The organism is Microbaculum mangrovi (genome assembly GCF_051390635.1).
Taxonomy (GTDB): Bacteria; Pseudomonadota; Alphaproteobacteria; order Rhizobiales; family Tepidamorphaceae; genus Microbaculum.
This window is the reverse complement of record NZ_JBPODT010000001.1, coordinates 910,037-922,855: the sequence shown is the minus strand read 5'-3', so window position 1 is coordinate 922,855 and position 12,819 is coordinate 910,037. Positions and strand designations below refer to the sequence as shown.

11 protein-coding genes and 1 tRNA gene are annotated in these 12,819 nt (G+C 68.1%); 3 read left to right on the top strand and 9 right to left on the bottom strand.

Annotated features, from left to right (window positions below; all coding sequences use genetic code 11):
* Window positions 1-94 precede the first annotated feature (94 nt).
* From flhA to ACSF9G_RS04400, 9 genes are all read right to left on the bottom strand, one after another.
* Window positions 95-2,224, bottom strand: a complete 2,130-nt coding sequence (gene flhA, locus ACSF9G_RS04440; RefSeq protein WP_436638797.1) for a flagellar biosynthesis protein FlhA — start codon at window positions 2,222-2,224, stop codon at window positions 95-97.
* Window positions 2,225-2,253: 29 nt separating this feature from the next.
* Window positions 2,254-3,630, bottom strand: coding sequence for a sigma-54-dependent transcriptional regulator FlbD (gene flbD / locus ACSF9G_RS04435; protein WP_436638795.1), 1,377 nt, complete (start codon window positions 3,628-3,630; stop codon window positions 2,254-2,256).
* Window positions 3,631-3,670: 40 nt separating this feature from the next.
* On the bottom strand, window positions 3,671-4,021 hold the full coding sequence (fliN, locus tag ACSF9G_RS04430) for a flagellar motor switch protein FliN (RefSeq protein ID WP_436638793.1): 351 nt from the start codon (window positions 4,019-4,021) through the stop codon (window positions 3,671-3,673).
* Window positions 4,014-4,727, bottom strand: a complete 714-nt coding sequence (locus ACSF9G_RS04425) for a FliH/SctL family protein (protein ID WP_436638791.1) — start codon at window positions 4,725-4,727, stop codon at window positions 4,014-4,016. Before ACSF9G_RS04425 ends, fliN begins: the two co-directional genes overlap by 8 nt.
* Window positions 4,728-4,749: 22 nt before the next feature.
* A complete protein-coding gene (gene fliG, locus ACSF9G_RS04420; RefSeq protein ID WP_436638789.1) occupies window positions 4,750-5,796 on the bottom strand; it encodes a flagellar motor switch protein FliG in 1,047 nt (348 codons plus the stop codon).
* On the bottom strand, window positions 5,793-7,442 hold the full coding sequence (gene fliF / locus ACSF9G_RS04415; RefSeq protein WP_436638787.1) for a flagellar basal-body MS-ring/collar protein FliF: 1,650 nt from the start codon (window positions 7,440-7,442) through the stop codon (window positions 5,793-5,795). The genes fliG and fliF overlap by 4 nt, the downstream gene beginning before the upstream one ends.
* 320 nt (window positions 7,443-7,762) lie before the next feature.
* Window positions 7,763-8,038: a CtrA inhibitor SciP gene (sciP, locus tag ACSF9G_RS04410; RefSeq protein WP_261615367.1), complete on the bottom strand. Its 276-nt coding sequence runs from the start codon at window positions 8,036-8,038 to the stop codon at window positions 7,763-7,765.
* Between the two features lie 150 nt (window positions 8,039-8,188).
* Complete coding sequence (locus ACSF9G_RS04405) at window positions 8,189-8,845, bottom strand: flagellar hook assembly protein FlgD (RefSeq protein ID WP_436638785.1); 657 nt, start codon at window positions 8,843-8,845, stop codon at window positions 8,189-8,191.
* 9 nt (window positions 8,846-8,854) lie between these two features.
* Window positions 8,855-10,435, bottom strand: coding sequence for a flagellar hook-length control protein FliK (locus ACSF9G_RS04400; protein ID WP_436638783.1), 1,581 nt, complete (start codon window positions 10,433-10,435; stop codon window positions 8,855-8,857).
* A gap of 274 nt (window positions 10,436-10,709) precedes the next feature.
* Between ACSF9G_RS04400 and mnmA the strand changes: the two genes are divergently transcribed.
* The 3 genes from mnmA (at window position 10,710) to ACSF9G_RS04385 (ending at window position 12,816) form a co-directional block, all read left to right on the top strand.
* Window positions 10,710-11,903 carry a tRNA 2-thiouridine(34) synthase MnmA gene (mnmA, locus tag ACSF9G_RS04395; protein WP_436638781.1) on the top strand — a complete coding sequence of 398 codons (1,194 nt, stop codon included), beginning with the start codon at window positions 10,710-10,712 and terminating at the stop codon, window positions 11,901-11,903.
* A gap of 33 nt (window positions 11,904-11,936) precedes the next feature.
* A complete protein-coding gene (locus tag ACSF9G_RS04390; protein ID WP_436638779.1) occupies window positions 11,937-12,635 on the top strand; it encodes a class I SAM-dependent methyltransferase in 699 nt (232 codons plus the stop codon).
* Window positions 12,636-12,739: 104 nt separating this feature from the next.
* Window positions 12,740-12,816, top strand: a tRNA-Met gene (locus ACSF9G_RS04385).
* Window positions 12,817-12,819: the final 3 nt, after the last annotated feature.

Genomic DNA, 12,819 nt, shown 5'->3' with positions numbered 1-12,819 from the left:
TCCTGCGGCGTGCGCGCAGCTTTGCCGATCATACGATCACAATCCGTAAACGGATCGGGCCGGTTGGCGGTTTCCGGCCAGTGTGTCCTTTTTGTCAGAGCGACCCGATGGTCTTCAGCCTGGCGCGCGGGTGGATCTCGTTCTGCGACATGACGGCGGTCTGGGCGCGGAACCGCTCGATGATCGAGCGCACGTAGTAGCGCGAGCCGGGGCTCGTCAGCAGGACCGGGATCTCGCCCTGCCGGGCCGCCTCCTCGAAGCCCTCGCGCACGGAGTTGATGAACTGCTGCAGCTTCGAGGGCGCCATGGCGAGCTGCTTCTCCTCGCCGTCGCCGTGCAGGGCCTCGATGAAGGCACGCTCCCAGTCGGGCGACAGGGCGACGATCGGCACGTAGCCGTTCGGCGACTGGTGCTGGGCGCACAACTGCCGGGACAGGCGGGCGCGCACGTGCTCGACGATGATCCTGGTGCCGTGACCGCGGCCGGCGATCTCGGCGATACCCTCCAGGATCGTCGGCAGGTCGCGGATCGACACGCGTTCTTCGAGCAGGGCCTGGAGCGCGCGCTGGATGCCGGAGATGGTGATCTGGCCGGGCACGATGTCGTCGACCAGCTTCTGCTGCTCCTTGGGCAGCTCGGCGAGCAGCTTGGAGACTTCCGCGTAGGACAGGAGCTCCGCCATGTTGGCGCGGATCAGCTCTGTCAGGTGCGTGGAGACGACGGTCGCGGGGTCGACGACGGTCAGGCCCTTCATCTGGGCCTCGTCGCGCAGCGCGGTGTCGATCCATGTGGCCGGCAGGCCGAAGGTCGGCTCGGTGGTGTGGATGCCGGGCATGGCGATCTGCTTGCCTTCGGGATCCATCACCATGTCCTGACCGGGATAGACGGTGCCGCGGCCGGCTTCCACTTCCTTGACCTTGACCACATAGGTGTTCGGCTCGAGCTGCATGTTGTCGAGCAGGCGCACCGGCGGCATGACGAAGCCCATGTCGGCCGCGAGCTGGCGGCGCAGCGCCTTGATCTGGCCGGTCAGCTTGTCCTCGCCGCCCTGCGCGTTGATCAGCGGTAGCAGCGCATAGCCGATCTCGATCTTGACCTCGTCGATCGCCAGCGCCGAGGTGATGGGCTCGTCGGCCGGCGCGGCGTCCCCGGCTTCGGCCGTGAGCGCCTCCTGCGCGGCCGCGTCCTTCTTTTCATTCTGCTTGCGGGTCGCCGACCAGGCGAGCGCGCCGGCGCCGGCGGCCAGCGCCAGGAACGGGATCATCGGAATGCCCGGCAGCAGGGACATCACGACCATCACGAAGGAGGACATGCCGAGCGCCTTGGGATACCCCGACAGCTGGCCGATCAGCGCCTGGTCGGCGGAGCCGGTGACGCCGGCCTTGGAGACCAGCAGGCCGGCGGCCGTCGACACCACGAGGGCGGGGATCTGCGATACCAGGCCGTCGCCGACGGTCAGCAGCGTGTAGGTGGTGCTCGCCTCGGCCATCGACAGGCCGTTCTGGGCGACGCCGACGATCATGCCGCCGATGACGTTGATGAAGGTGATCAGCAGGCCGGCGATGGCGTCGCCGCGAACGAATTTCGACGCGCCGTCCATGGCGCCGAAGAAGGAGGATTCGTCCTCCAGCGTCTTGCGCCGCCGGCGCGCCTCGTCCTCGTCGATGAGGCCCGACGACAGGTCGGCGTCGATGGCCATCTGCTTGCCTGGCATGGCGTCGAGGGTGAAGCGGGCGGCGACCTCGGCGATCCGGCCCGAGCCCTTGGTGATGACCACGAAGTTCACGATCACCAGGATGGCGAAGACGATGATGCCGATGACGAAGTTGCCGCGCATCACGAAGTTGCCGAACGCCTCGATGACGTGGCCGGCGGCGTCGGTGCCTTCGTGGCCGTGCGCCAGGATCAGGCGCGTGGAGGCCAGATTGAGCGCCAGCCGCAGCATGGTGGCGATCAGCAGCACGGTCGGGAAGGCGGAGAATTCGAGCGGCGTGTGAATGAACAGCGCCGTCATCAGGACCAGGACCGAAAACACGATCGACAGCGCCAGCAGCATGTCGAGCATGATCGGCGGCATCGGCAGGATGAGAACGACGAGGATCGTTATCACCGCCGTGGCGAGGGCGATGTCGCCACGCTTCAGCAGGGCGGCGATGTCGCCGAGGGAGGGAAGGCCCGCGCCCGCGCGCGCGTTGGTGTCGGCGGCCGTCGTCGTGTCGGACATCGTGAAGCTTTCAGTCCCGGGTCAGCAGGTCAGCGCATGGCGACCCGCGTTTCCCCGGGGGCGGGGATCGCGAAGCCGTCGTCGGAGTAAAGGTGCAGCTTGTTGCGCAACGTGCGGATCGAGATGCCGAGGATGTTGGCGGCGTGGGTGCGGTTGCCGAGGCAATGATCGAGGGTGTCGAGGATGAGGTCTCGCTCGACCTCGGCGACGGTGCGGCCGACCAGGGTGCGGGTGACCGCCTCGGCCGCCTGGGCGGCCTGGCTGACGACGCGGCTTTCGTGGCCGCCGATCATGGCGTCGAGCCGCGAGCCGTCGGGCATGCGCAGCGCCTCGATGTCGATCGACTCGGCGGTCGACAGGAGCACGGCGCGGTGAATGGTGTTCTCGAGTTCGCGCACGTTGCCGGGCCAGCGGCTCAGCGTGAGCTGCTTGCGTGCGTCCTGCGACAGTGCGCGCGGCGGCAGGCCGTTGGCCTCGGCGTAGCGGGCGGCGAAATGCTCCGCGAGCGCGAGGATATCGCCCGGGCGATCGCGCAGCGCCGGGAGCTTCAGGTTCACCACGTTGAGCCGGTAGTAGAGGTCCTCGCGGAAGCCGCCGTCGCGCACCGTGTCGGCGAGATTGCGGTTCGAGGTGGCGATGATGCGGATGTTGACGGGGACGGGCCGATTGCCGCCGACGCGATCGATCATGCGCTCCTGGATGGCACGCAGGAGCTTGGCCTGCAGGCGCACGTCCATCTCGCTGATCTCGTCGAGCAGCAGCGTGCCGCCGTCGGCCTCCTCGAACTTGCCGACGCGGCGGGCGACGGCGCCGGTGAAGGCGCCCTTCTCGTGGCCGAACAGTTCGGATTCGAGCAGGGCCTCGGGAATGGCGGCGCAGTTGATCGAAATGAAGGGCCTGTCGGCGCGGTTGGAGCGCTGGTGCACGTAGCGGGCCAGCACTTCCTTGCCGGTGCCGGACTCGCCGGTGATCAGGACGCTGGCCTCGGATGGGGCGATCTGCTCGGCGAGCTTGACGACGGAGGCCATCGAAGCGTCGCGATAGACGAGCGCGTGGCCATCCTGGGCGACGGCGGCAAGGACCGCGGCGATCAGATCGGGATCGGGCGGCAGGGGAATGTATTCCTTGGCGCCTGCCCGGATCGCGGCGACGGCGGCGCGGGCATCGTTCTGTATGCCGCAGGCGACAATCGGCACGCAGATGCGTTCGTGTTCGAGCCTGGCGACCAGATCGGCGATGTCGACGCTGACCTCCACCATCAGAAGATCGGCGCCCTTGCCGGTGCGAAGCGCCTTCATCGCTTCATCGATGGTCTCGGAGTGGAGGACTTTCGCACCTCGATCCATGGCGATGCGGGTCGCTGTCGACAGCTGCCCCCGCAACGATCCGATGATCATCAGCCTCATGGTTCCGTTCCTCTCATACTCGACAGGGTCGCGACCGCGATCAGCCGCGATCCTTGATGATTTCGGTCATGGTCACGCCGAGGCGGTCCTCGACGAGAACGACTTCGCCACGCGCGACCAGCCGGTCGTTTACGTAGATATCGATTGCCTCGCCGACCTTGCGGTCGAGTTCGACGACGGCGCCGGTCGAGAGCTTCAGGAGCTCGGAGACCTCCATGCGCGAGCGCCCCAGCACGGCCGAAACCTTTACCGGGACGTCGAAAACCGCCTCGAGATCGGCGGCGGAGTGGGTCGTCGCTTCCTCGTCGCCGCCGCCGGCCGGTGGCGCGGCCGCCCCGGGCGGCGTGCCCTTTTCGATCTCGTCGAAGGGACTGTCGGTCTGGTCACTCATCCGTCTCGTCCTTCGCTGTTCCGGCGCCGGGGGCATCGACGGGACCGTCGACACGACCGCCCGCAGGGCCGGATCGGGAGGCAATGAAGTTTTCCACCGCTGCCTCGATGCTGCGTCGCGTTTCGCCCATGTCGCGGGCGATTCCGCCGTCCGCCCAGTCGATACGGCCGTCGCCGGGCGCGATATCGGGGTCACCGAGAACGACGATGCGCCCCGCAAATCCGGTTTCAACCGCCACCTTGTCGAATTCCGCACGCATCGGTTCGACAAGATCCTCGGAAATGCGAATGGCGATGTGCGGCACCTTGCGCAGGCCGTTCAGGCAGTCGCGCAACAGGGCGGCGAGCTCGGCGGCGGGTTCGCGCGAGACGAGGGCGGGGGCGAGCCGGCCGACCGCCGCCATCGCCAGCTCCACGGCCGTGGTCTCGATCTCGGCCCGGTCGGCCTCGGCGCGCCCGGCGATTGCCGCCGTCGCCGCGACCAGCTTTTCGATGGTGTCGGCGAGGCGGCCGGCGAGCGCCTGCTCACCGGCGCGGCGGCCCTCGGCCAGGCCCGCGGCGTGGGCTTCCTTGCGCGCGGCGGCAACCGCCTTGTCGAGCGCGGCGGTGGTGATGGCCGGGGGGGCGGGCGGCGCGCCGGCCGGTTCGATGGCGAACACCTCGTCGAACAGGTACAGCGCCGGTTTCGTCGCCGTCCGAGTGGTCATGCCGTCGTTCACCGTCATCGCCTCAGTAGATCAGCTCGTCGTCGCCGCGGTTCTTCGAAATCATGATCTCGCCCTTGGCGGCCAGGTCCTTGGCGAGATTGACCATCTGCGACTGCGCCTCGTCGACGTCGCGCAAGCGGACCGGCCCCATCACGTCCATGTCGTCCTTCAGCATCCCGGCGGCGCGCGACGACATGTTCGACAGGAAGAAGTCGCGCAGCGCCTCGTTGGCGCCCTTCATGGCGATCGTCAGCTTGTCCTTGTCGAAATGGCGCAGCAGCGTCTGGGCCGAGGCGTTGTCCAGGTTGGCGAGATCCTCGAACGTGAACATCAGCGTCTTGATGCGTTCGGCGGCGTCGCGGTTGTGCTCCTCCAGCGAGGTCATGAACCGCGACTCGGTCTGCCGGTCGAAATTGTTGAAGATCTCGGCCATCTGCTCGTGGGCGTCGCGACGCTGCGTCTTGGCGAGGTTCGACATGAACTCCATGCGCAGGGTCTGCTCGAGGCCCTCGAGGATCTCCTTCTGGACCGACTCCATGCGGAGCATCCGGCTGATGACCTCCAGCGCCAGCTCCTCGGGCAGGATGGCGAGGACGCGGGCGGCGTGCTCCGACTTGATCTTGGACATCACCACCGCGATGGTCTGCGGGTATTCGTTCTTCAGGTAGTTGGCGAGGACCTGCTCCTGGACGTTGGACAGCTTTTCCCACATGTTGCGGCCGGCCGGCCCGCGGATTTCCTCCATGATCACGTTGACGCGATCGTTGGGCAGGAACTGCTGCAACAGGCGCTCGGTGGAGTCGTAGTTGCCGACCAGCGCGCCGGCGTGGCCCATGTCGAGGACGAACTCGACCATGAGCTTCTCGATGATGTCGCTGCTGATCTTGCCGAGCTTCGACATGGCGATGGAGATCAGCCGGACCTCCTCGTCGTCGAGCTGCTGCCAGACGGTGTCGCCGTGCTCCTGGCCCAGCGCCAGCAGCAGGACCGCGGCGCGCTCGGGGCCGTTCAGGTCGGCGACCGTTTCCGGGATGCGCGCTTCGACGGGCGCCGGCGGTCTCATGATCATGCCGCGGCCTCGTGGATCCAGCTGCGGATGATGGACACCGCCTCGGTCGGGTTCTGCTCGATGATCTCGCCGACGCGGCGCAGCGAGGCGGCCTGAACCTCACCGACCTGCTCGGCGAAGTTGATCGCCTCGAAGGTCTGCGGCACCGGCAGCGAGGCCCCCGGCTTGGCGTCTTCCGGAGCGGCGAGCTGGCGCGGTTCGCCGTCGGCGGGCTCCTGACCGGAGGGCGCCGGCACGACCGCGGTGCCGGTGGCCCTTTCGGGCGTGAGGATGCGTCCGACCAGCGGCCGGGCCACGAACAGGAGCACCAGCATGCCGAGCAGGAACAGGACGCCGAGCTCGGCGAACCGCATGATGTCGGCCCTGGTGAAGGTCGGCAGGAAGGAATCGGCGGAGTCGAGCGGCATGCCCTGCGGCGCGGCGGCGAAGCGCAGATTGGCGACTTCGACCGTGTCGCCCCGGTCGGCGTCGAAGCCGACGGCGGAGCGGACGAGGGCGGCGATCCGGTCGAGCTGCTCCTGCGTGCGCGGCTCGTAGACGATTTCGCCGTTGGCGTTCTGGGAGTAGATCCCGTCGACGACGACGGCCACCGACAGCCGCTTGACGCGCCCAGGCTCGATCACCTCGGTCTTGGTGGTGCGGGAAATCTCGTAGTTGGTGACTTCCTCGGTCGTCGTGGCGGTCTCGCTCGTGCCGGTCGGGTTGGCGGCGGCGTTGGCGCCGGGCAGCTCGTTGCCCAGGGTCGTCGCGCCATCCGGGTTGGCCTCGTTGGCGGACGAGCTTTCCTCGCGCAGCTGCGAGGACCGGACAACGCGGCCGTCCGGGTCGAACTGGTCGGTGGTCTGGGTGACGCGGTTGAACTCGAGCTCGGCGGCGACCTGGACGCGGACCCGCTCGGCGCCGACGACGCTGGAGACGATGTTCTCGATCTGCAGGCGCAGCTGCTGCTCGATGCCGCGGCGGCGCTCGTCGAGCACGGTGGCGGAGCCGGGGTCCTCGGCGCCGGAGCCGTCGGCGAGAAGCCGTCCGCTGTCGTCGACGATGGCGACGCGGGCGGGGGTCAGGCTCTCCACCGCCGAGGCGACGAGATGACGGACGGCGCGGATCTGGGCGGGATCGAGCGCGCCACGGGTCTTGACCACGATCGAGGCGGACGGGCTGGTCGCGTCCTGGGAGAACAGGCGCCGCTCCGGGATCACCAGATGCACGCGCGCCGCGGCAACGCGGTCCAGCTCCCGGATCGTGCGGGCGAGTTCACCCTCCAACGCGCGGAGATGGTTAATATTCTGGACGAAACTGGTGGCGCCAAGGGTGTCGCCGCGATCGAAGATCTCGTAGCCGACGCCGCCGCCCGTCGGCAGGCCGTCGGAGGCGAGGTCCATGCGCAGCCGCAGCATCTGGCTCTCGGGCACGAGGATCGTGGAGCCGTCTCGGCGCATCTCGTAGGGAACGCCGCGGGACTCGAGCTCGCGCACCACCGCGCCGGAATCGTCGTAGTCGAGATCCGTGTAGATCGGGACCATCGTTTCGGACGACAGATAGAGAATCAGGAAGGCGAAGAAGCCGATAAGGCCGACGCCGACGGCGCCCATCGCCGCCAGGCGCGCCGCGCCCATCGTCTTCAGAAAGTCGAGACCTCCCTGCACCTTGCCCCTCTGATGCCCCGTTTACGCCCAGTCGTCGGCCGTCGCATGAGAATCATGGACCGGTCCGTGCCGATCGCGACCCGGCAAGAATTTCCCACCTGAATGCTAAACAAGTTCTTAACGCGTCGGCTGACGCGCTGCAGGCATGGCCCGGATCGGGACAGGTGCGCGGGAAACTGGGTGTAAAACGTTAGCGTCCGGCTAACGCTTGACGCATCGGCAGGGCACACGGGTGCCGTGGCGGCACGCGTGTCGCAAAATGCGAAACGCCGGCACTGGGCCGGCGTCTGGCACAAATCTGTCGATGGAATCGGGCGGCGCTATTGCCGATACTGTTGGACGCGCGTCGCTCGCAGGCCGGGCAATCCGTGCCTGTCGATCGAATGCTGCCAGCTGAGGAACTCCTCGACCGTAAGGGTATAGCGGTCGCAGGCTTCCTCGAGACTCAACAGTCCGCCTCGCACGGCAGCCACCACCTCGGCCTTACGCCGGATCACCCACCTTTTGGTATTCTTTGGCGGCAGATCGGCAATGGTGAGAGGGCTGCCGTCTGGCCCAATCACGTACTTCGCCCGCGGGCGGTACTGATCGGTCATGGATACACTCACATACTCTACTGACCAAACACGATCAGAAGACTATGCGGGTCGACTTAAAAATTGGCTAAAGCAAAGGTGGGTAATTTCTTAACAGTTTCCGCGCTTTAGCCTCAATTTGAAACAGGTCGGCCGTGGCGGGTCGACAATTTAGATGCCAAGCACGGCGCGGACCTGGCTGAGCGGGACCCCCTCGTCGCCGACGAGCAGGACGGGTTCCGGGCCGCTGAAGTCGATCCCGTCGATCGTCACGGCCACCTCGACATGCACTTCGACCGGGTTGCCGTCGGTGTCTGTACCCTCGACGGCCAGGGTGTACTTGCCGTCCGGGACGATGTTGCCGCTGTCGTCGCGACCGTTCCAGACGTAGCTGTTGCGTCCGGCCGCGATGTCCTTCGTTTCCGTCCAGACGATATTCCCTGCCTCGTCGCGGACGGTGAAGCTGGCGCCGTCCGCGGCGCCGCCGGCGTAGTAGCTCCATTCGGCGCGGCTGTTTTCCAGCGTCTGGGTGACCGACTGGATCATCACTTTCTTCCCGATGAAGCTGGTGGCCGCGGTGGCGGTGCTCGCCGCCGACATCTGGATCAGGGCCTCCAGGTTCTTGTTCGACTTGATCGACTGCTCGACGTCGGCGAACTGCACCAGCTGCTGGGTGAACTGGTTAGTGTCCAGCGGGTCCAGCGGGTTCTGGTTCTGCAACTGGGTTGTCAGAATCTGCAGAAACGCATCGAAGTTATCGGCAATGCCGCCGCTGTCGTAGGCCGACTGGCCGACCGACTGCAGGCCCGAAATCGCGTCGATAGCCATATCCGTCCCCTATATCGTCACATCGAGGCCGCCGAGCGCAAGGCGACGGCGGGTGCCTGGCTCCTCGGGTTCGGCAATCGATGTCGGATCTGATTTGTCGCCACCCGCGCCGTCTCGCCGGTCGTGGGCGTCGTTGTGGTTGTGCTGCTGGGCGAAGGCGGACTGATCGCGCAGCTGATACTGCACGCCGCCATCCTCCAGTTTCAGCCCCTGCGCCTGCAGGGCCCTTTCAAGGCCCCGGGCATCGCGCGCGAGGGCGTCGAGGGTATCGCTGCGGTCGACCAGGAGATGGGTGGTCATGCGTCCGTCGCGCGAAAACTCCAGGCGAACTTCGACCCGGCCGAGCTCGGGCGGGTCGAGAGCGATCTCGAAGCGCTGTTTCCCGTCGCGCGCCTCATGGGCGATGCGCAAGGCCATGGCGCTGAAATCCGGGCGGCCGGCATGGCCGGCCTGCGCCGCGGCGGTCGTTGCCAGGGCCTGCGTCGCCGTACCGGTTTGCAGCGGCGCGCCGGAGGCGACCTCGTTGATGGTCAGGAGCACGGGCGCGGTGGCCGCCGGCTTGCCCGGCTGCGCGTCCGCACCGGTCCCGCCATCGGCCATCGCGGTCGCAAGCGGCGTCTTCGTCGCGGCCTGACCGGCGGCGAGCAGGCGGTTGAGGGCGTCGGGTTCGGTCCTGCCGGAGCCGGAGGCGCCGTTCGGCTTCTCGGCCGCTGCGTCGGCGCGGGCGATCTCGGCATCGCGCCGGCGCGACTGGCCGTCGGCTGCCTGCGAGGCCGGCGCGGCCTGGCGTGCGAGGGCCGCGGTCTCGGCGCCGGCCCCGATTACGACGGGCTGCTGGCCGCTGGCCGGGCCCGACTGTCCAGAACGGCGGGCGAAAGCGGCGAGAACGCCGTCGACGTCGGGATCGGCAGCCAGGTCTGCGGCCAGGTCTGCGGGGGACTGTGCAACGGGGGTGGCCGGCACATCGGAACGTCCGGCATGCGCGGGGCGGGTTTCGGCGTCCTGTCCGGGGGCGTGACTGGTGGCGACGCGGCTGACGGCCTCGCCGGTCGCTCCCTTGTTCGCGGCCTCGCCGCTCTCGGCGAGCTGCGCCTTCGCGTCCGCGATCGCCGTGGCGAGGCCCTGGCCGCGACCGGCCGGTAGCGACGCGTCCTCGTCGGGGGCGCCGTTTGCCGGTTGCGGCTGTTCGCCCTCGGCCGCGGCGGCCAGCGCCGGGTCGACGACGCCGGCAAGAAGGGCGTTGGCGTCGTTCGCCATGCCTTCGGCCGCGGGGGTCTCTGTCGCCGCGCCCTTGGTAGCCGCCTGCGCCGGATCCGCCGACATCGGCGCCACGGCGTCGGCGGCTATTTCGCTGAACGCCTGCAACCACGGCGGTAGGGTCCCGGATCTGGCAGCTTGCAGCCGGTCGGCATTGCCGGCCGGCGCGCCGGGCAGCCCCTTGCCGGTGGCGGCGAGGCCCAGCATCTGGTCGAGAACGGCCAGGAAGGCGGCGCCATTGGCGCCGCCGCCGGCACGACCGGCACCGGCTTTCCCGCCCGCAAGAGGCGAGGTGTGCAAGGCTGTTGCAGTGTTGGCGGGTGCTGCCGTCATATTCGTTTTCGTACCGTGCGGGCGCTCCTCGCGCCTTCGTCAGTTCGGCAGCAAGAAGCGAGCCAGAAAAATCATTGTTATTTTTCAGTGGGTTGCTAGAAGACCAGGGCGGGTCGGCCTACGCCGTCCGGCAAATTCTGCCGCGCGCCAAGCAGGAGTTGCCCCGCGCCGCGGGTGCGGACGATCTTGAATGCGGTGCGGTTGCGCTTATCATCTAGGGACGTCGCGGGCGGTCGGAGTCGCGCGCGCAGTTTGCCAAAACCACCTGGACAAAATGCCCGAGCAGCGGCTCAACAGTCTCGACCTGCCCAAGGACCCGGCGGACACGCGTGTCGTCGTCGCGATGTCGGGCGGCGTCGATTCCTCCGTCGTGGCGGGCCTGCTCAAGCGGCAGGGCTACGACGTGGTCGGTGTCACCCTGCAGCTCTACGACCACGGCGAGGCGACGCACCGCGCCGGAGCGTGCTGTGCGGGACAGGACATCTACGACGCACGCCGCGTGGCCGAGGATCTCGGCATTCCGCACTACGTGCTCGACTACGAAAGGCGATTCAAGGAAACGGTCATCGACGCCTTCGCCGACAGCTACCTGTCCGGCGAAACGCCGATTCCGTGCGTGGCCTGCAATCAGGACATCAAGTTCCACGATCTCCTGGAGACCGCGCGCGATCTCGGCGCCGACGCGCTGGCGACCGGGCACTACATCGCCAGCCGGCTGCGCCCGGACGGACACCGCGCGCTGTTCAGGGCGAAGGATCCCGAACGCGACCAGAGCTATTTCCTGTTCGCCACGACACAGGAACAGATCGATTTCCTGCGCTTTCCGCTCGGCGACATGACCAAGCCGGAGACGCGCGAGCTGGCCCGCGCGTTCGGGCTGGCCATCGCCGAGAAGAGCGACAGCCAGGACATCTGCTTCGTGCCGACCGGCCGCTACAGCCAGATCATCGAGCGGCTGCGTCCGGACGCCGTGGAGCCGGGCGACATCGTTCATCTCGACGGGCGGGTGCTTGGCCGCCACGAGGGAATCATCCACTACACGATCGGCCAGCGGCGCGGCATCGGCGTTGCCGTGGGCGAGCCGCTCTACGTGGTCGACCTCGATGCGCCGGGGCGCCGGGTGATCGTCGGCCCGCGCGAGGCGCTGGAAACGCGGCGGATGACGCTGCGCGACGTCAACTGGCTGGGCGACCGGCCACTTGCCGCCGGCGTCCACGAGATCTGCGCGAAGGTGCGCTCCACCCGCCCGCCGCAGCCGGCCCGGCTGCTGGTGTGCGAGGGGACTGTTGAAGTTGAGCTCCTGACCGGCGAGTACGGCGTTTCGCCCGGCCAGGCCTGTGTTTTCTACGAATCCGAGGCGGCGCAGAGCCGCGTGCTCGGCGGCGGCTGGATCGCCGCCGCGCGGATGCAGCCCGGGACGATCGACGACAGCCGGAAAAGCGCGGCCGCGGCGATGGCGGCCCGCTAGAGGCCGGCAAATGGGACTGGGGACCCGAACAACTTGAATCAGACACCACCGATCCGCCGGCGCGACGGAAAGCTGGACAGCAACGCTGTCCGCAAGGCCTACAAGCGCTGGGCGCCGGTCTATGACGAGCTGTTCGGCTCGGTCACCCGCGCGGCGCGACGAGCGGCGATCCGCCATATCAACACGTCCCACGGGCGGGTGCTCGAGGTCGGCGTCGGCACCGGCATCGCCCTGCCGCTCTACGCCGGGCACCTCGAGGTGGTCGGCATCGATCTGTCGCTCGAAATGCTCGAGCAGGCGCGCCGGCGCGTGACCAGGCAGGACCTGTCCAACGTGTCGGCCCTCCTGGAGATGGATGCCGGGCAGCTCGGTTTCGCCGACGCCAGCTTCGATGCCGTGGTGGCGATGCACGTCGTGACGGTGGCGCCGGAGCCGAAGCGGGTGATGGCGGAACTGGAGCGCGTCTGCCGGCCGGGAGGCGAGGTCATCCTGGTCAACCATTTCAGCGCCCAGGCCGGCCCGCGCGCGGCGATCGAGCAGGCGCTGGCGCCCTTCGCCGACCGACTCGGCTGGCGGCCGGAATTTCCGGTCGAGACGGTGCTCGACCGTCCGGGCCTGGAGCCGATCGAACGCCGCGGGCTGCCGCCGGCGGGCCTGTTCACGATGCTCAGGTTTCGCCGGATCGGCGGGAAAAACGCCGAGAGCCCGCAGGCGATGGCGGCGGAAGCCTGACACTTGGCCCGACAGCCAGCTTGACACCCCTCGGGGCGGCTCCTTATATCGCCCCCACGCAAGCCGGGGCGCGGGACCAGTCACGCGCCCGCCGGGCAGCCGGCGGCGGAGTAGCTCAGTTGGTTAGAGCAGCGGAATCATAATCCGCGTGTCGGGGGTTCAAGTCCCTCCTCCGCTACCAAAT